The organism is Paenibacillus sp. J22R3 (assembly GCF_056269305.1).
The window spans coordinates 283417-301315 of sequence record NZ_JBWDNS010000004.1 but is presented as its reverse complement, the minus strand read 5'-3'; the positions used below and the strand labels follow the sequence as shown (position 1 = coordinate 301315).

General features: G+C 51.8%; 16 protein-coding genes. 2 read left to right on the top strand and 14 right to left on the bottom strand.

All coding sequences use genetic code 11. The features are described from left to right. Positions 1-19: 19 nt before the first annotated feature. Together AC0YN4_RS20090 and AC0YN4_RS20085 are read left to right on the top strand one after the other, a co-directional pair. The gene (locus tag AC0YN4_RS20090; protein WP_475783558.1) at positions 20-394 is read left to right on the top strand and encodes a MerR family transcriptional regulator; all 375 of its coding nucleotides are present in this window, start codon (positions 20-22) and stop codon (positions 392-394) included. Positions 395-399: 5 nt separating this feature from the next. After that, positions 400-717 (top strand): thioredoxin family protein, encoded by a 318-nt coding sequence (locus AC0YN4_RS20085; protein WP_475783557.1) that lies wholly within the window; start codon positions 400-402, stop codon positions 715-717. Positions 718-1236: 519 nt separating this feature from the next. Here the strand turns inward: AC0YN4_RS20085 and uvrA are convergent. The 14 genes from uvrA to AC0YN4_RS20015 all read right to left on the bottom strand — a co-directional run bounded on the left by uvrA (position 1237) and on the right by AC0YN4_RS20015 (position 17725). Further along, on the bottom strand, positions 1237-4134 hold the full coding sequence (gene uvrA, locus AC0YN4_RS20080; RefSeq protein ID WP_475783556.1) for an excinuclease ABC subunit UvrA: 2898 nt from the start codon (positions 4132-4134) through the stop codon (positions 1237-1239). A 5-nt stretch (positions 4135-4139) separates the two neighbouring features. Then, positions 4140-5099, bottom strand: coding sequence for a hypothetical protein (locus tag AC0YN4_RS20075; protein WP_475783555.1), 960 nt, complete (start codon positions 5097-5099; stop codon positions 4140-4142). A 176-nt stretch (positions 5100-5275) separates the two neighbouring features. Next, on the bottom strand, positions 5276-5944 hold the full coding sequence (locus tag AC0YN4_RS20070) for a helix-turn-helix transcriptional regulator (protein WP_475783554.1): 669 nt from the start codon (positions 5942-5944) through the stop codon (positions 5276-5278). Positions 5945-5982: 38 nt separating this feature from the next. Next, positions 5983-6870, bottom strand: coding sequence for a carbohydrate ABC transporter permease (locus AC0YN4_RS20065; RefSeq protein ID WP_475783553.1), 888 nt, complete (start codon positions 6868-6870; stop codon positions 5983-5985). An 18-nt stretch (positions 6871-6888) separates the two neighbouring features. Continuing rightward, positions 6889-7788, bottom strand: a complete 900-nt coding sequence (locus AC0YN4_RS20060; protein WP_475783552.1) for an ABC transporter permease — start codon at positions 7786-7788, stop codon at positions 6889-6891. Between the two features lie 81 nt (positions 7789-7869). Then, on the bottom strand, positions 7870-9612 hold the full coding sequence (locus tag AC0YN4_RS20055) for a type 2 periplasmic-binding domain-containing protein (protein ID WP_475783551.1): 1743 nt from the start codon (positions 9610-9612) through the stop codon (positions 7870-7872). 177 nt (positions 9613-9789) lie between these two features. Then, a complete protein-coding gene (locus AC0YN4_RS20050; RefSeq protein WP_475783550.1) occupies positions 9790-11211 on the bottom strand; it encodes a response regulator transcription factor in 1422 nt (473 codons plus the stop codon). Further along, positions 11208-12929: a sensor histidine kinase gene (locus tag AC0YN4_RS20045; protein WP_475783549.1), complete on the bottom strand. Its 1722-nt coding sequence runs from the start codon at positions 12927-12929 to the stop codon at positions 11208-11210. Before AC0YN4_RS20045 ends, AC0YN4_RS20050 begins: the two co-directional genes overlap by 4 nt. Positions 12930-13371: 442 nt before the next feature. Next, positions 13372-14202, bottom strand: a complete 831-nt coding sequence (gene coaW, locus AC0YN4_RS20040) for a type II pantothenate kinase (RefSeq protein ID WP_475783548.1) — start codon at positions 14200-14202, stop codon at positions 13372-13374. Beyond that, positions 14196-14603 (bottom strand): hypothetical protein, encoded by a 408-nt coding sequence (locus AC0YN4_RS20035; protein WP_475836592.1) that lies wholly within the window; start codon positions 14601-14603, stop codon positions 14196-14198. Before AC0YN4_RS20035 ends, coaW begins: the two co-directional genes overlap by 7 nt. A 9-nt stretch (positions 14604-14612) precedes the next feature. Then, positions 14613-14840, bottom strand: a complete 228-nt coding sequence (locus tag AC0YN4_RS20030; RefSeq protein ID WP_475836591.1) for a serine hydrolase — start codon at positions 14838-14840, stop codon at positions 14613-14615. 73 nt (positions 14841-14913) lie between these two features. After that, positions 14914-15738 carry a sugar phosphate isomerase/epimerase family protein gene (locus tag AC0YN4_RS20025; protein ID WP_475783545.1) on the bottom strand — a complete coding sequence of 275 codons (825 nt, stop codon included), beginning with the start codon at positions 15736-15738 and terminating at the stop codon, positions 14914-14916. Further along, positions 15735-16811, bottom strand: coding sequence for a Gfo/Idh/MocA family protein (locus tag AC0YN4_RS20020; RefSeq protein ID WP_475836590.1), 1077 nt, complete (start codon positions 16809-16811; stop codon positions 15735-15737). The genes AC0YN4_RS20025 and AC0YN4_RS20020 overlap by 4 nt, the downstream gene beginning before the upstream one ends. Beyond that, positions 16808-17725, bottom strand: a complete 918-nt coding sequence (locus AC0YN4_RS20015; RefSeq protein WP_475836589.1) for a sugar phosphate isomerase/epimerase family protein — start codon at positions 17723-17725, stop codon at positions 16808-16810. Before AC0YN4_RS20015 ends, AC0YN4_RS20020 begins: the two co-directional genes overlap by 4 nt. Positions 17726-17899 lie beyond the last annotated feature (174 nt).

Sequence of the window (17899 nt, the reverse complement as noted above, 5' to 3'; positions counted from 1 at the left end):
TTGCGAAGAGAGGCTGCCCATGAAGATCGGTCAATTAGCCAAAGAAACAGGCGTGAGCATCCGTTCGCTCCGTTACTATGAACAGCAAGGCTTAATCGCCCCCTTGCGTCAAGCCAACGGCTATCGCGAATATTCGCCTTTAACCGTTCACACGGTGGAGACTATCAAGCTCTATCTGAACTTGGGCCTGACGACGGAGCAAATTGCCGGGTTTCTTACTTGTGTCTTGCGGAACAAGGAAGCCTTTTGCAGTGAAATCATGCCGGTTTATGAGCGGAAGCTGGCAGATATTGAAGCACAGATTATGCAGCTGAATCAAATCCGAACGAATTTAGTAGATCGGATCGCAGCCGTTCAATCGGAAGCAATCGCCGAGAATCTAAGCAAGGAGTGAATCTAGTGGGAATCGAACAAGTTGAAAGTCAGGAGCATCTCCGGCATCTCGTTAAGGAGGGGGTCGTGCTGGTAGACTACGGTGCGCCTCACTGTCCGCCATGCCATACGCTGCTGCCCGTTCTGGAAGAACTAAGCGTTGAGCTGGGGCATCAGCTTCGCATCGCGTACGTCGACTGCGATAAGCTGCCTGACGCCGCAGCTTCAGCTGGTGTTATGGGCACGCCGACGGTTATTGTCTTCAAGGACGGCCAGCCCATGGATAAACTGGTTGGTCTGCGCTCCAAAGCAGCCTATCGTCTGGCGGCCGAGAAACAGTTCTAGCTGTTTCCAAAGTGAATAAGGGCTGTCCCATAAGTAGATCAATCTACTTGAGGACAGCCCATTTTCATGCTTGCTCGACACTGAGAGCCCCCAGGCTGCCGAAAAGTTGGTAGTTTCGTTTCCGGCACTGCTTACGAGCCATCTTCCAACCTGTAACGGTTGTGAGAGTGGTTATTTGGCCTTAAAAGCCCTTCTTTATTTTCTAACGGTTGCCAGCGTGCTTATTGGGGCATTTCCCATTAGGAATCGCCCCATTTGCAGCAAATAACGTCTGGCACAACCGTTAGATTTATAAAAGGGCTTATTTACATGAAATAGCCACGCTGACAACCGTTAGAGCGTGAACAGGCAAGGCAAAGCGATTACGGAAGTACGAACGTAACAGCAGCTCATGGACGCGACTGTGCAAAACAGCTCTCAGACAACCCGAAAATGAAAGAAACCCGACGTTATCATAAACGTTGGGTTTCTCATCATAGAGGTGGCGCGGACCTATGAGTCTGCGCCACTCCCATCCACTCAAGCCAGCGCCTGTGACTCCACCGCCAACATCCCCCGCAGAAACTTACCGGTCAGCGAATCTTCCGTACGCGCTACTTCCTCAGGTGTGCCGGATGCGACGACCATGCCGCCTTTCTTGCCGCCCTCCGGCCCCATGTCGATGACATGATCAGCCACTTTGATCAAATCCATATGATGCTCGATCACTACGACAGAATGCCCCGCTTCTACCAACTGATGGAGACAATCGATAAGCTTCTGAATATCTCTCAGATGCAGGCCGGTTGTCGGCTCATCAAGCACGTACAGATTATGCGAGCCGCGAATAATCTTACTTAGCTCCGTCGCCAGCTTAATCCGCTGCGCTTCCCCGCCGGACAGTGTGGTCGACGATTGACCAAGACGCAGATAGCCAAGTCCCAGCTGATGCAGCACCTTCAATTTATGCTGAATGTAAGACTGATCGTCAAAGAATTGAACAGCTTCCTCAATGCTCATCTCCAGCACCTGCGCGATATTCTTCTCCCGAATACGAACATCGAGCACTTCCTCGTTGAAACGTGCTCCCTTGCAAACAGGACAGACCGCTTCTACATCCGGCATGAACTGGAGCGCCGTCGTGACAACGCCTTCACCTTGGCAGTTCTCGCAGCGTCCGCCATTCTTCTGGTTGAAGCTGAAATCGTTCTTCGCGAGCGACTTCCCCGCTGCACTGGCAGCAGCTGCATAGAGCTCGCGAATCTTATCGAAGAACCCGACGTACGTCGCAGGGTTTGAGCGCGAGCTGCGCCCGATCGGAGACTGGTCGATATTGATAATGCCCGTTAAGTGCTCATGTCCGGTCAACTCGTCGTGCTCGCCGGGAACAATGCGCGCATCCTGGAAGGTTGCATAAAGCTGCTTGCAGATGACCTCATTAATCAACGTGCTTTTGCCTGAACCCGAGACACCTGTGATACAGACCAACACACCTAGCGGCAGATCGATATCTACGTTGCGCAGATTGTTCGCTCTTGCACCTCGAAGGGACAGCATCCGTCCGTCCGACTGACGACGCACTGCCGGTACCTCGATTCTCCGCACCCCTGCTAAGAAGGAGCCCGTAATGGAATTGGGATTAGACCGCAGCTGCTCCGCTGTGCCCTCAGCGGTAATGCGGCCGCCGTGCAGTCCCGGCTCCGGTCCGACCTCAATAATATGGTCGGCGCTAATGATCGTATCCAGATCATGTTCGACTACGATAATTGTATTGCCGATATCGCGGAGTTTCTTGAGCGTGTCGATGATGCGAATGCTATCTCTGGCATGCAGCCCGATGCTCGGCTCGTCCAGCACGTACAGCATCCCCATCAGCCCCGAGCTGATCTGCGTAGAGAGCCGGATGCGCTGCGCTTCACCGCCCGATATCGTGTCGGAGCGGCGACCAAGACTGAGATAATCAAGGCCAATATCAAGCAGCAGATCAATCCTAGATTCGATCTCTGCAACAATCTGCTTACCCACAACCGCATGCCGTGGCGCGAACGTGATGTGCTTTAAGAAAACGCTCAACTCAAGCAAAGAGCTATTGCAGAGCTGATGAAGATCAGCCTCGCCTACCTTCACGGAGAACCGCTGCGGCCGCAGCTTCCGTCCGTCACAATCCGGGCAGGTATGCTCGACCATTACGCGTTTATAGAACTCATCATCGCCGACGGACTGCGTTTTGCGCTTCAAGTAAAGCTTGTACCACCAATTTATCGTATGAACCAACCCGCCGAAAGTCATCATTTTGCCAGCGCTGCGCTCTTGCGACTTGGTCGCTTCTTCGCCCGGAATGAAAGGAAACTTCTCCCCCTTGGATCCATACATCACGATGTTCTTAGCCGCTTCAGACAACTCCCTATAAGGTGTATCCAGACTGAACCCGTAGTGTATCGCCGCACTGCGAAGGATGGACCAATGCCAGGTTCCGGTGCTTGTGCCGAGGAGCTTCTGATCAATGGCTCCTTTATTGATGCTCTTCTCCGGATACTTCACCAGAAACTTCGCCTCGGCGCGCATGAATGTGCCGAGTCCGCCGCAGGTCCGGCAAGCACTGGCGGGATCATTGAAGGAGAAATAACTCGACTGCAGCTCCCCCATCGTCAGATGATGCTCCGGGCAAGCGAAACCGCGATAGAACTTATCTTCATCAGCCGCCGCGCCTTCCGGCACATGAACGACCTCAAAGCGAATGAACCCTTCACCCACCAGCTTCAAGCTGTTCTCGATTGTTTTGGCAAGCGCCTTGAAAGCATCCGGTTGAACGATGACTTTGTCGACGACGACCTCGATTCTGTACTCCGCTTCCTCTTCAAGCTCAATCGGATCACCGAGGCTATGCCGGGCACCTTCTACGCGAACCGTCCGGAACCCTTTCGAGCGAATCTCATCCAGCGTCGTTTCGTAGTTCTCGCCGAAGATTTTGTATACCGGGGCCAGCACCTCAAGCTCCGTCCCTCTTGGCAGCTGCTTAATATGATCGATCATCTGCTCTGCCGACCGAATCGGTACAGGATGCTCGCAGAATGGACAGCAGGCTTCGCCAACCGAAGCAAAGAGCAGCCGCATGAAATCATAGATATCCGTCATGGTGCCGACAGTGGATCTCGGATTGACGATCCCTTTCTTCTGCTCGATGGCAATTACCGGGGACAAGCCGAATACAAAATCGACATCCGGCTTCTTCAATTGATTCATTCGACTCTTGGCGAAGGTGGAGAGCGACTCTAGGAATCGGCGCTGTCCTTCCCCATAGATGACATCGAAGGCCAGTGAAGATTTGCCCGAACCGCTGACCCCCGTAATGACCGTGAGCTTGTCCCGCGGAATATCGACGTCAATATTCTTCAGATTATTCTGCCTGGCACCCCGTACCTCGATATACTTCTTCATCCGCGCTAGCCCCTCTCCCACTCTGGAAACTCGTCGCTCTCGTACAAGTAAGCTGGTTCAAGCAGCATAATCCGGCTCTTCGGCGTGGCCTTCGTCTCCGATTCCATCTTCATCAGAAGCCCTCGATCTGCGAGCCAATCACATATCGTTGTTGCGGAACCCGTATCGGTATCGATGACCGGCTTAAACTTCAAGACGATATCCGTGACGGTGCGAACATCCGCTTCTTCCTTCAAATAAGCCAGCATCGGCTGAAAGAGTTTCTCTGCCCCGGCATTCAGATACTCGTTAATCTGATTAATAGCCGATTGAACACCAGCTTCCGAAACGGTCCCGAAGACCATCTCCGAATAGATGACACGGAAGAAGTCCGGGTTATAGGTGAGCGCCTGTTTGACCGACTCCCGCATGGGCACATCCTCATTGAGCAGCACCTCGATCTGCGACAACACATCGACCATCTTAATAATCCAGAAGGCACTGTAAACCGCGTCTTGCTTCACATACAGCCACTTCTCCGCCTTAGCCAGAAGTCCGAGCGAATACCCCCCAAGCTGCTGCAGCTGAAGTTGCCTGTCACGCTCGCCAACGATCCGAATTTGCTCAAAATAGTCCGTGATGGAAGCATCCTTCGTGAATAGCAGCGTACTGCGATATAGCATCGACTGCTGGATAGAGCCGCCCACGGATCGTTCGATCCACCGCTTAAATTCATTGCGAGTCTGAATGCTGGCGTTAATCGGAACATCATTCTCCACGAAACACATATAGCCCGTACCCAGCTTCTGATCATGCACGATCAGCTTCAAATCAATGTCCGATTTCTCCCATACTTGGTCGTACGATAAGCTGCCAAGCAGCACAGCTGCAATCACTTGATCATCCTTCTTGACCTTCTCGATGAACTGGTTCAATGCTTCCCGAAACAGCGTAGTCGTTTGCTCGCCGAATTTCTGTAAGCCCACGTTCGTCCTCCTCCAAAGTCAGTGCTAGAGTCACTCCTAAATCTTCCATAGATATACAAAATATCCCTTAGATTCATAGTTGTCAATATAGCATTATTTATTCATTTGCTAGAGTTGCGCGAGAAAAACCGCCGCAGCAGATTCCCCTGCTACGGCGGCCTATACACCATCCTATTCTACCGCGCATACGCCTCACGATACTGTGCAGGCGTAAGCAGCGAATGCTTCTTGAAGACGCGCGTGAAATGCGCAGGCGAGCCGAACCCTACTTTGCGCGCGATTTCGTGAACCTTGAGACGCGGCGATTCTTTCAAGTATCGTTTGGCTCTCGTCAGCTTCGCCTCGGCGACGTAATCGAACAATGCGCGCCCGGTCGTCTGCTTATACAATCGGCATAGATAGCTCGGATTGAAATACACCGTCTCGGCGAGCCGCGTTAACGACAGATCCTCATCGAGATGCTTCTCAATGTAAGCGTGCAGGCTTTCCAGCCAGCCGTCCTCATCCCGGTAGCCGGGACATTGAAGCAACGCGTCTGCAAAAGCTCGCAAGTAATCGGCAGCCTGCCTCGCCGAGCTGTGGGCATCCCAGCGCAGAAGCGCATCCGCGTCCAGCGGCTCAAGCTCCGCGAAGGAGATGCCGTTCTTATGCATGAACGCCAGAAACTGAGCGGCCAGAATCATATACGCTTCCAGCCAGACCTCTTTCTCCGTTTCCGGAATCGCGGCGAACAGCGAATCGAACTGCTTGAAATAGGCGCTCCGCTCGCCGCCCTCCAGGGAGGCCCGAAGGCATTCTCCCTGTTTCAATAAATCCCCGAAGCTAATCGAGTTTGTTTGTCGCATAGCTAGCTGCAAACCTCCTTTGCCAGCCGGTACCTCGCTTATTCCTTAACGGAACCCAGCATAATACCGGAGATGAAGAACCGCTGCAGGAACGGATAGACGAGCATGATCGGCAGCATGGAAGCGAAGATTTTGGCCGCTCCCAATGTCTTGTCGGATACAGATGCGAGGCGCTTTACGTCATCGATTGATTTGATCAACGTCGGATCGATCCGCACCACAATCTGCTGCATATAAGTCTGGAGAGGGATACTGTCCTCATGGTTGATGAAGATGAGACCGAGCATAAATTCATTCCACACGGTTACGATGAGGAACAGCGTCGTTGTCGCAAGCACGGGCATCGATAGCGGCATGTAGATGCGGAACACCTTGAACCAAGGACCGGCGCCGTCCATCGAAGCCGACTCATCGAGCTCTTTTGGAATACTGCGGAAATAGTTGACGATCAGAATGACGTTAAATACGTTTACCAACATCGGGAGCACGAGCACCCAGAACGAGTTCATCAGTCCCATTTGGCGAATAACGAGATAGAACGGAATCAATCCGCCATTAAACATCATCGAGAAGATCAGCAGCCACATATACACGTCGCGGAGCCTGAACTCTCTCTTCGAGCGGGACAGCGGGTAAGCCATCAGCAAGGAAATGAAGAAGCTGATCAAGCACGTGACACCGACCCGTTTGACCGAAATCCAGAACGATTGGAAGAAGACGCTGTCTTCAAACAGCTTCTTATACGATTCAAAGGTGACGCCCTTCGGAAAGACAGTGACAAAGCCGGCCATCGCTTTCGCTGGTGAGCTGAAGGAAATCGCCAAGTTATGAATGATCGGGAACAAAGATGAGAACGAAACGAGCGCAAGAATGAGAATCAGAACAGCTTCTGCCACTTTTGTGCCCATCGTTTGACTGCGGACCATGCGGAATTCCTCCTTTTGCTAGAAAATGCGATAGTTGGCTAATCGACTTGCCAGACCGTATGAGATGATGATCAGTATGAAGCTGACACCTGATTTCAACAAACCAATGGCTGTTCCGACCTCATAGTGCCCTTCTTCGATACCGGCCCTAAACACGTACGTGTCGATGATGTCCGAGGAATCGTAAACGAGCGTGTTGTACAGATTGAATATTTGATCAAAGCCGGCATTCAGTACGTTTTGCAAACTGAGCGTGCCGACCAGAACGATCGTAGTTGCGATGCCAGGCAGTGTGACGTATTTCAGCTTCTGCATCCGGGTTGCGCCGTCGATGTCGGCCGCCTCGTAAAGCGAAGGATTAATACCTGTCAATGCTGCCAAATAGATAATGGTACCAAAGCCGAACTCTTTCCATATATCGGAGCCGACAATGATGGTACGGAACCAGAAGTTGTCACCCAAGAACATAATCTCGTTAATGCCAAACTTGCCAAGCAGCTGGTTAACAATGCCGTCTACGGCGAAGAAATCTCTTAGAATACCTGCAAGCAGAACCCATGACAGGAAGTGCGGTAAATAAACGATGGTTTGAACCGCACGCTTAAACCAATGGATGCGCAGTTCGTTGAGCATGAGTGCAAATACGATTGGAATAAAGAATCCGAAAGCAATTTTCATCAGTGCGATGATAACCGTATTCTTGAAAACGCGTAATGCTACAGGCGTATCAAAGACAAAGGAGTAATTCTCCCAGCCTGTCCATGGCGAACCCCAAATTCCTTTAGTCGGAATAAAATGTTTGAACGCCAGCACAATACCGCCCATTGGCCAAATTGTAAATAATAAGACAAGTAACATGCCGGGGAGCAGCATCAGATTAAAATGGATTTGCTCAGACCATTTGCGGCGCACTCGCATTACCTCCGCTTCAGATATCATTCGTAATGAATAGAAGGACGCAAGACACTGCCTCGCGTCCTTCCGGAATTAAACTACGACTTATTTGCTTATTGCCTCGTTGATTTCTTTCAAGATATCGTCTCCGCCTTGTGCTTTCCAATCCGCTACGAATTGATCGAACTCCGCATCTGCATCGGCTTTACCCATAATGATGCGGTGGTAGGCCTTCATTTGCAGCTCGTTTAGCGCCGTCAGCTTCTTCTCCATCGTCGGTGTTTGACCGTCGAATGCGGAGTAGACGATGTTGGATTCTAATTTGGCTGCGGAACCCATTGCATCATACCAGCTGCGCGTGTTTTGCCATTGCAGGACATTTTTGCTTGCCGGCTGCGTTTGCAGCTCGTCAATGAACTTCTTGATGTTCTGGAACGCATCGTTGTTCTTGAACGGAAGTGATGCCGGATCCTTCTCGCCGTTTACGGCAGCTACGATGTCTTTCGCTTGTTTAAGGATATCGTCCGTAGGAATGATCGTCATGCCGCCCCATACCGTTGCTTTTTCGTTGGCGTCTTTATACTTTTCTTGCGATGTTTTGATCCACCATTCTGTATCGTCGTTTTCGTTGACGACATTCAGCCATTTCATTGGCAGCTCTGGGTATTTGAAGCCTTTCTTCACGACCATGACGGAACCGGATGTGTTCATAGCGCCCATGTTCAGCTTGCCGTTTGTTTTGGCAGGGATTGCATATGGCTTCCAATCTGCATCAGGAACGTTCTGCAGTGTCATGAACAGCGGGTACCATACGCCCCACCATGCTTGGCCGACGATGCCTGCGCGTCCGCTTGCCAGAACCTCTTGCAGTTGACCTGTATCTTTAAGCGCGAAGTCTTTCTCGATCAGACCTTCTTTGTAGAAGTTCGCGATCAGCTTCAAGCTGTCTTTAATTTGCGGTTGGATACCGCCGTACACGACAGAGTCCGATGCATCCTTATAGAACAGGCGAGGGAACGCTTCGAATTGGTCGAAAATATAGCCGGGACCGAACAATCCGTCTGTTTCTGTTTGCATCTGCATCGCCAGCGGTACCGTTGTGCCGTTACCTGCCGGATCTTTTTCTTTGAACGCTTTAGCGAGTGCTTCAATGTCTTCAATCGTCTTCGGCTCAGCCAGGTTCAGCTTCTTGCGCCAGTCGTCGCGAACCCAGACAAAGTTGAAGTTCTCCAAACCGCCTTGGCTCGGAATGCCGTAGAGCTTGCCATCGACTTTGTACAGGTCAAGCCCGCGGTTGTCTGCAGAAGCGTAGGCTTCTTTGATTGCCGGGGAAGCGTATTGCTCATACACGGTCGACAGATCCTCGATCATGTCTGCCTCAACGAGACGTTTCACAGTAGATTGTACTTCAGTGATGTTTTTGCCGACGATTTGGAACACATCCGGGATGTCGTTTCCGCCGATGGAGAGATCAAGCTTCTTCTTGTAAGCGTCACCATCTTGCGGCGCCATCCATACGAATTTAGGCTTCACATTCAGCTTCTCTTCCATGAACTTGTTGAATACGTTCTCTTCATACGATTCGCCCTCAGGGAACTTTGGATTGTTCATTGTCGGTCTGATCGTTGTAAACTCAATTAACTCCGGATACTTGCCGAATGGATCAGCCGCAACCTCTGGTTCAGCTGCCGGTTCTGTTGTTTCTGTTGTTGTTTCCGTCGTCGTATTCGTTTTGTTCGTTTCTGTATTGCCGGTTGTAGTGTTGTTGTTGTTACCGCCATTATTGCTGCATGCGCTTGCAAAAACCATAAGCCCAAGCAAACTCAAGCTTGCCCACTTTTTGACCATTCTGTCAAAAGCCCCTCTCTATGACAACGAATATGGTGTTGATTCGATTCCAATCATAACGCGTTTTCGTTTGGGGATTAGATGGAAAAAACGCATCTCCTGACTGAACTTTGTCAGAACATGCGTCTTTCATCGTACAATTTTCGCTGGTCGGCAGACATTTTTCACTTCACCCGCTTACTTGCCCACCGGCGGCCAGTGCATAAACGCATCAAACGCCGCTTCCTCTTCGCGATAAGCACGCGGTGATCGGCCTGTCTCCTGACGGAACAGCTTGCGGAAATACGATTCGTCGGCGAACCCGCATTTGGCCGCGATCTCCTGAATGGCTTGACTGCTGTGAAGCAGCAGCCGCTTAGCCTGATCCATCCGAAGCATTCGCATGAAATCGTTATACGTAGCGCCGGTCGTCCGCTTGAAGCAGTCGCTGAAATATCCGCGGCTGAGGTGTACCTCCGCAGCAGCTTCCTCCTGCGTAATTCCTTCATCCAATCGCAGCAAGGACCATTCAATGGATTGAATCATTCGTGTAGTAATATCCTTATCTATGCCGCTCTGTTCCAGAATGGCTCGAAGCGAACGGCGAAGACGCTGCAGGAAGCTCTGCCACTGCGTCCAGGTTTGCAGACCGCCAAGCTCCTGCAGCAGCTCATCCCGTTCCGTCCATCTCAGCATGCTTCTCCACGCCCAGACCGTCTGGTGAATGATGCCGCACAGCTTGTTCGGATCCGGCCTTTGCTCGGCAATTTGCTCGAGGAAGGTTTGGAACGCCTCATCCTGAAACAGCCAATCGAAGTTCCGCCAGCCTTTCATCCAATCCTCACGAACCGGCTTCGTTTCCCAAAGCAGCACATCCTGCATGGAATCATGCACGGCTGCGGCCGACTGGGTCGTCTCCATCACGTAGAAGGAGTGACGTTTGATGTAAGTATCCAGCACCGACTTGAGCCGGCTTCGATCCTTAACGCCAACCTGATGCAGGCAAAATACCGCCCAGCGATTGGACAATCCCGCCTGCGCCTCCCCTTCCGGTTGAAAAGCAAGCTCCTCCGTAAACCAGGCATTGCCTTGCAGCGCGACAAGCGGTTTGTCATTCAAGCCGGGCTGCGCGTACAGCTCCTGTACTTTGCAGTCGGTCTTGAGCGCGAGCAGCAGCGTAACCGACGACTGCGCCGAAGCCGGTGCCGGCGGCTGCGTGCGGGAGGACCTCTCTTCCCGGTCCGCAAGCAGCCGCTCGGCAATGCGACCGAACAACCGGTCGAGCTTCTCATCGTCAAGCTCGGTCTTCACGATATAATCAATCGCGCCCAGCCGCAGCGCATCCTGTACATATTGAAAATCCTGATGGCAGGTGAGAATCGCCGTTTCCGTATGCGGAAACCGCTCCTTCACGATTCGCATCAGCTCAAAGCCCGACATCCCCGGCATCGACAAATCGGTGACGAGCAAATCGACCTGCTCCTGCTCCATCCAAGCAAGCGCCTTCTCCCCGCCTTCAAAGTCGGCGGCAACCTCCATCCCATGCTTCTGCCATGGAAGAATATGAATTAATCCTTTGCGTACGATATGCTCGTCATCGACCAGTATGGCTCGGATCATGGCTGCTCGCCTCCTTTCCCCGTCAATATTTCGATCGTAATCGCCGTACCTTCGCCCAGCTTGCTTTCAATTCGCAGTCCGGAGCTCTCTCCATAGTAGGCTTGAATTAATCGGTGCACGAAACTTAGACCGATACCCATGCCGACAGAGCGTGAGTCCGGATGCTTCTCTTCAAGCAGCGATTGCAGCCGTTCCTCCGACATGCCTTCTCCGTTATCGGATACGCACATCGTGATCCCGCCCCCCTGATGAGGCTCGATGCGAACGCTAATGGTGCCGTCCTGATTGCGGAAACCATGATAAATCGCATTCTCGACAAGCGGCTGCAGGACAAACCGCGGGATCTGAACATCCAGCGTCGAGGGATTCACATCCATTTGCACTTCAAATTGATGGCTGTAACGGATGCTCTGCAGCGCCATATAGTCGTTGATATTAGCGACTTCCTCCTGTACGCGCACATGCGTCCCTTCCTTGCCCAAGTTGTAGTGCAGAATACGGGTGAAATGAGTGATCAGCTTTACAATTTCATTTTGCTTATTCATCTTGGCAATGACTTGTACGGTATTGAGCGTATTATGGATAAAATGCGGGTTGATCTGATGTCGCAGCTTCTCGACCTCCACATTGCTCCTAGCCTTCTCCCGGCGCTCGATTTCCTTGAGCAAATCGAATACACGCTCTTTCATCGCGTAGAATCTGCCTAACACCTCGTCAAATTCGCGAAGCCTCAGCCATTTCTGCGGACGATACGACGGATTGTCGCCCACCCATTCTATCTCTCTGCGGAATACATGAAGCGGTCGATACACAGTCCGCCAACAGATATAGGCAAGCAGCAAGCTGAGGAGCAGCGTGAACAAGCCGACGGTCGCGAATTTGCCAAGCCACGAATCAATTTCCTTCTGAAAGGCATCGCCCTTCATAATAACGGCAATCTTCCAGCCTTGCTCGCTGGCAGCGATGAAACGCAGATCATCGGAAGCTTTATCTTTCATGCTAAATTTGGCAAACAACGGGAACTTGGTGCGGTCTTCGCTAAACACGATCCGATTCTTCGCATCGAGCAGCAGATGCTTAACCGGCTCGCCATATTGGACATCGTCGAACAAACGCTTCAAGGTATTAAAGTTACTTTCCGTATAGACATAGAACGAGGAGTTCGTATCGAAATCATTCACTTTGCGGACAAGGGAGAAAACCTGCGTATTGTCGGTGTTATACTTGTCTGTCGAGCGATGCGGCGCGAAGTACGACACTCCGTTCGCTTCCAGCAGCAGCGGATTGTCAAACATCGTGATCTTGTCCATAATCGGATAGCTCTGAATAAACGCATGGTTGTCCTTGGCATCTACTAAAGCCAGAGCTCCGGCGTAAGGGCTTGTATAATTAATAAGCGACATCCGATCCTGCACGAGCAGCAGAATGTCCGTTTTGCGAATCTGATCGTCGGTCGTCAGATATTCTTGGATGCGCGAGGTTATCGTTTTATCCAATGCGAGCTGCTGAGAGGCGAAATTCATGTTTTTCAAAATATTATCGAGGCTGACAAGCTCCTTCTTCACATTCTCGTTGATGCCGTTCTTCAGCTTGTTTTCCATAAAGGAATGAAACGAAAAGTACGACATTCCCCCGATCAATGCTAGGGGCACAACGGAGCTAAGCAGCAGGATGACAATCATGCGGCCTTTAATGGAATCTCGCAACATCGACAACATTATGAATGACCTCGTTTTCTATAGTGAATGGCGCTTGTAGGTGAAGTTGTATTTCAGTTTATCAGAGAAATCGGCTTTTTTGTAAGCACTTTTTTTTCCTGTTGTGGAATTACCTAACCCGAATCGGCTGCTCCGCCGCTGAAATTAGTTGGCGCCAACCCACCTTAACCTGCCTGCGCCGAGGGCTGAGAGTCGGAAAATCCGACTCTCAGCGGTGAAACTGCACAATAAAGAAGCTGAGAGTTCGATATTCCCTCTCTCAGCTTCAGTTACTACCCCTAACCTGCTCGCGCCGAGGGATGAGCGTCGGAAAATCCGACTCTCAGCGGCGAAAACGCTCAATAAAGAAGCTGAGAGTTCGATATTCCGTCTCTCAGCTTCATGTATTAGCCCAAACTGCCTCCGCCGAGGGCTGAGAGTCGGAAAATCACAGCGCCGCCTGCTACCGGCTCGAAACACTTAGTTGCAGAAGCGCACCAATGGCTCCACTAAACTCGCCATTCTCGATGAATAGCGGCGTGGCACCGCGCAGCCTCGTGTACCCTTCGACGACCTCTTTAAGAAGGTCGTTCTGAATAAACGATGAACCTACGAAAATAATAGACGCGATATCATATTGCGCAGCCGCCAGTACGCTGGCTGTCGCCACTGTCTCCCCGACTAACCCCACTACGGAAGCTAGCAGCTCTTCCTTAATCAACGTATCTGTAGCTGCTAATGCGAATACTCTCCCGAAATTACTAGCCGTTAAATCCCCTGGAATTGGAGGCTCCGCACCCTGATAAATATGTTTGACCTTCAAGTCGATTCGGTCACGATCGCCCGCTGCTGCAAGCTGTATGAGCTCGTGATAATCCGTAATCCCGGTTAACACTTGCGACAGCCCCATCAGGGTTCCGCCGCCGACACCGGTTCCGCCAAGCCGCTTCTGGGCGCTATGGTCAAAATAGTGAATCGACGTGCCTGTCCCAACATTGGTCAGGATGTGCGCCTCCTCGGTTACACCTGATTGCCGGAGCAAATAACGAACACCACTGCAGGTGGCTTCAAACTCAACCATGCCAATCGAAGGCAAGCCAAGCATGGACTGCAGCAGGCTTGCTTTTCCGCCTGTGATGCTGATCTGCACCTCGTCTTCGAAAGCTTGAATCCACTCCACAACTTGCTCTGGCTGCAATGCCGAAAATGTCCTAAACGAGATAGACTCGCCTTGTTTATGCGTATAAGCCAGTTTAATTAATGTGCCGCCGGCATCGACGCCGATTTTTACCATGTGACTGACACTTCGCTTTCTTCGATCAGACTTACGATATTGCTGTATACTACTGGACCCCGGAGCCGATAATGGTCATGGTCGGGTGCAGCGACTCGCGCCGACATCGTGCCGATGCGCTCGCCGTCCAAGAACAGGCCGAGTCCTTCCGCTGTCATTTGCCGAACGAGCTGCTCGCTCAGGATATGTTTTCCGTCAAATACGCCATTGTTCAGGAGCATCTCGCCCATCTTCAATATATCGTCCAAAGTAGATAATAACCCGCCGCAAGCCATAGGTATAGTCCCACTGCGAAAAAGCGGCGAATCCAGCCAGTCTGCTTCCCGAGGAAATACTAGCGAAACAAGCGGTTCATGCTCTGGCGGAAGCTTGAATGCAGTCATCGTCATCCCAAGCGGCATAAGGATTCGTTAATTGTTGCTGAAGATATCGTCCGCCTGCAAACCCGAGCGATGCGTCAGCAAATGATGCAGCGTGATCTGGTTGAAGCCCTCCGTTGCAAACTCGAGAAAATATTCGGCGACCTTGTCCGATGCTCCTTCAACGAATGAATAACGTCTGAGTTGTACCGGTCTGTTCGGGCCTCTGCCATTATAATCTCGCCTCCATCCAGCTATTCCCATTCTATCCCCATACATTCGGTAGCATTATGTAATTTCCTCTACATCGAAAAACCCATGAACATCGTCCATGGGTTTGCCCTTGCTATTGCTACATCGTTACCGCCGGAAAAGCTTCTTTAATGCGAGCATAAAGCTGAACGGCATCTTCCATCACGTCAAATTGATCCGTCTGTAAGTATTCGATGGAGAATCCGCCTTGATAACCGCGCTGCTTCAGCTCACTTAGGATCCGCTCGAAATCGACATCACCAGCGCCAAAACGAACCTGCATCTGATCCTTAGCCGCATCCCGCAGATGGACATGAGCTGCCCGATTAAGGAATACAAACGTCTCTTCGAGCGGTACCCCCTGCATGACAAAATGGGTCGGATCATAAACGATCGGCAGCTCTGGCATCAACTCCATCAAACGCAAGCACTGCTCCATCGTCTCGAATGGACTGTTTACGTGGAACTCCAGCGCCATCTGGATGCCTTCTGCATTTGCAATTTGCAGCTGCTCTCGGAGCGATGCGATGCAATCGCTAAGCACCACTTCCCAAGGACGGGAACGATCGGGCTGCCGCGGCTGGATCGCTGCGATGTTGATGCCCAGCGCCTTCATCCACTGCATTAGGCCGGCCGTTTCCGCCTTTCTGCGTGTTATGGCTTCGGGCGAACGGTCATGAAGCTGCGGGGATACGCCGCTGTTGGCAGCCACAGGCTGCAGGTTATATTGAGCTAGCAGCTGCTTAGTGCGGTTAATTTGCTGGGCCAGGCTGTGTTCGGTTATAAGTTCGCTCGTATGGACATGAACCCAGCCGTCGATGGTGAGAATGTCCACGTATTGGAAGCCTGCTGAAGAAATGGATGCCAGTGCTTCTTCAAAGCCGGAACCGCAGCGAACGGAGGTGGAGCATGCAATGATGCTCATGGCGCCGTCACCGTACTTTCCAGCATAATATCTAGCGGGAATCGGTCCTGGTTCAGCGGCAGCTCGATTCTGCGTCCAAGTCTTGCCGATTCGTATGCGGCCATCACGACCTCCATTACATTAAGCGCAGTCGATGCTGCGAGCGGATGAGGAGCGCCGGTTTGCATGGAGATGGCCAACTGACGGAACACGCCTGGGAGTCCATCGTTGAAGTCATCCGGCGCGTCCAGTTCGGCAGCGCGGAAACCTCCGGCCTGTGCATCTTGAATTTGCACCTGCGGGCTTGCGCTATCCCCGGCACGCCACAGGCGACCTTGATCGCCGATAGCCTCAATGTCTTGGTAGTCGCTGCCCGGCAGTCTCGCATCGCCTGTTAGAAATTCCGCGCGGATGCCGCTTTCGAATTCGAGCGTCACCATCATGCCGCTTTCTACCGCATGTCCGTACCGTCGGCCAGTAAAGATGGCATAATCGTACTGATCCGGCAAACCCGGCTCTACTTCTTGTCTGAACATGGCGGCAAGCACCCATTTCACTTTCTCGTCGCCTGTGAGACTGAGCAGGATATCTACGCTATGCGTGCCATCGCTTAAGAAATCACCCGCGCAAGTTGCACGCAGAAGGCGCGGCTTACCGATTGCACCTTCTTGAATTAATCTGCGCATAGTCATGAACGGCGCGGACATACGTCTTTGGTGGCCGATAATGAGCAGAGTATCGTTAGCATTACACACTTCCATCATTTTGCGGGCATCCCCCATATTAACGGCCATCGGTTTCTCGCAGTAAACGGCTTTCACACCCGCTTCCGCGGCCATGATAGTCAGACGGGCGTGAGAGCCTGTTGGTGTTGCGATGATGACAACATCCGGCTGTAATTCTTGCAGCATAAGTGTGAAATCGGTATAAATGGCTGCGGAGCCGCCTGTTTGGGCAGCGGCATCACGAGCCGTGTCCGCACTCAGATCGCATAAGCCGGCAAGCTCAAACTCGGACAGCGAGGCGACAGCTTTCGCATGGTTTAACCCCATTCGGCAGCCGATAACGACTGCGCGTAACTTAGCTTCACTCATGGCATAATCTCTCCTTTGGCAATAGGTTCAAGCGATTGAATGAATCGAAGGGAGCGCTCCAGACACAGCTGGGGATCCATATCCATTGGGCTAATCATCTCGACTTCCATGACCAGCTTATCTTTTAGCGGTGCGTGCTTCATAAGCAGCTCGTAGCACTCGCGCAGGGGAACGTCGCCGTCGCCAAGCGCTGCGCCTTTCACTTCGAATTGAAGCGGATAAACGTCCGGACGCGGTCTTACGATATGATCCTTGAAATGCGTGCCGATTGTGTAAGGTGCTGCCAGTTCAAAAGCAGGAAGCGGACGTTCCCCGATTAAGTAGGTGTTGCCGGTATCCAAGTAAATGTAGAGCTGTTTGGTCGCTTGGCACAGCTGCACCAAGTCGGCGATGTAGTAGTCGCCATGATTTTCCACGCTTAGCGGTGCACCCAGCTCCGAGCAAATAACCGCGAGTGGCGCCATCGCTTCCGATATACGAGCCAGCTTGTCCTCGAGCGGCATTACACGGTCAAACCGATGCCCGGCTCGCATCCCTGTCGTTGCGATTTGACCTCTCATAAGTGGCAAGTAGAGTCGGAGCTGCTCCGCGATGCGCTCCGTCTCCCGTTCTCGCTCTTCTCTGCCGGCGTTTAAGTAGTTAAAACCGATGTGCGGCGTCAGCTGAAGCCCGTGTTTCACCAGCTCTTCCCCTATGTAATCGCGGCGTGCCTCGTCCATATTTGCCATTTCACTCAAGTCTATGCCGGTCGTGACAAGCCCATGCCGCTTCAAGAAATCGAGCTTCCCCAGCACCGAGTCGTCTCCCTGCCGACTAAATCCGTGATACCACACGAGCGCATACCCCCATGTTAACGGACGGCGTGCCCCTCTCCCGTTCGACCAATCCGAACTGCTGTCATTAGCCAAAACCATTGTAGCCTCTCATCCCTTCCATCCCTGAACTTCACACTAACGTGTAGCTTTAACTTGATTGTAGCAACTGCCCCGCCGCGGTACTATGCGTCAATATTGACATCCGTTGCATTCCATTTACATTTGTTTTCTTCCCTGTAGGCGATATATCCGCTCACCAAAGAAAAACGGACA